The organism is Lacihabitans sp. CCS-44 (genome assembly GCF_024343735.1).
In the GTDB taxonomy this organism is placed as follows: domain Bacteria; phylum Bacteroidota; class Bacteroidia; order Cytophagales; family Spirosomataceae; genus Leadbetterella.
Window position 1 is genome coordinate 1 of the sequence record NZ_RJUE01000043.1, and the last position, 1,501, is coordinate 1,501.

The following is a 1,501-nucleotide window of genomic DNA, read 5'->3' on the forward strand; positions in this document are numbered from 1 at the left end:
TCCGCTCACGATTTTGTATTCAATATTGACGATTTTGTGTTCAATATTGACGATTTTGTATTCAACATTGACGATTTTGTGTTCAACATCCACGATTTTGTATTCAATATTGGCGATTTTGTGTTCAATTCGGGCGGCATTCCAATTACGATTTTGTATTCAATTTTGAGGAATTTCTGTTCGAATTTCATAATTTCTATGACTTAATCCTACGTATTAGACCTAAAGATTGTCTCTATATAAAAATGAAACTGACATAAGGCGTATTTAATCTTTATTCGATTATTGCAGCTCCAAAACTACCGAAATCTACACCCACATAACCACCAAAGGCTTTGATCAAATCGTAAGTCCTTTGGATAAATTAAAACTCAAATAAATGCTTGGAAAGTAGAACTTCGAACAATATATTTGATATTGAAATACATAAAAATCAAAACACAGATATTCTCATGAAAATATTACCGAAACTCCCCAATTTTCACAATAATCTTATTAGCAGCACATTAACAATAAAATCAATCAAAATTTAATAACGATATTACCGAAACTCCAAAAATGAGTTTCGCAAATATACTCGTTGGCAGAAATTTTATGAGCAGAAACGAGAGACTACAAAATAAGCGGGACAGACAGAAAATGCTTGCAATAAAGAAACCGAATGAACTTGTGACGAGACGAGACAGAATTATTGTTATTACAATTTCAATTGCGTTCATATTTCTGTTTCTTTATTTAGCACTTCGTGACAATTCATTGCCAGACAACGAATTAAGTACAATTAATGTTACACTTAAAGACACTCCAAAATATGATGAATACAAAATCAAATCGACGACCTATCGAGATATTATACTGACAACTAAGGAATATCAGCATGAGTTTAAAATTACAGCAATGACTTACAAGGCGACTGACCACAATTCTTTTAAAGCAAATATTAAAGTTGGTGATAGAGTAGGATTAAAAATAAAAAAATCTGAATTGGATAATTTGAATAAAGGTTCTTTTTGGAATGACTATAATGATGTTTATGGACTGAAAAAAGACGGTATTAATTACATTAACCTGGAGCTCAAAACAGAATTGGAAGACAAAGACAGCAAATGGTCTTATTTTTTTGTGGTTGTAGGTATAGTAATGTTACCATACGGTTTTATAAAAAATAAACCATTAATTAGTATGGATAGAGCGGTAACTTTGACAATGATTTTAGGGCTAATTTTGTTGCTAATTTTTGATTAATCGTAAAAAAAACTTCTGCCAACATGGGTTTGTGGCAAGTGGGGGGCTGACTGAAGTTATTGAACAATTGGAATTCTTTTGTACTTTTGTTTCGGCGGACGGAAACCGATTGAACATTGGTAAGTAACTCAACATCAGTAATTTATATCGGCTGACGTTCGGGCGGACGAGTTTCAAAGCCCCCACCTGACCACAAGCCCTGTTCGTTGTGCGTAATATTATGACCCTACGATTTTCAATAGCATTCCTATTTACA

Annotated in this window: 2 protein-coding genes; both read left to right on the forward strand. The window is 32.8% G+C overall.

The window, feature by feature from the left end; translation table 11 throughout:
- The coding region (locus EGI26_RS07435; RefSeq protein WP_255077443.1) for a hypothetical protein at positions 1 to 207 on the forward strand (207 nt) is incomplete at its 5' end.
- Positions 208 to 594: 387 nt separating this feature from the next.
- Positions 595 to 1,245 carry a hypothetical protein gene (locus EGI26_RS07440; protein WP_255077227.1) on the forward strand — a complete coding sequence of 217 codons (651 nt, stop codon included), beginning with the start codon at positions 595 to 597 and terminating at the stop codon, positions 1,243 to 1,245.
- Positions 1,246 to 1,501: the final 256 nt, after the last annotated feature.

Excerpts from the sequence above, each read along its gene's own strand:
- EGI26_RS07440 (WP_255077227.1), top strand. The coding sequence starts at position 595 with ATGAGCAGAAACGAGAGACTACAAAATAAGCGGGACAGACAGAAAATG.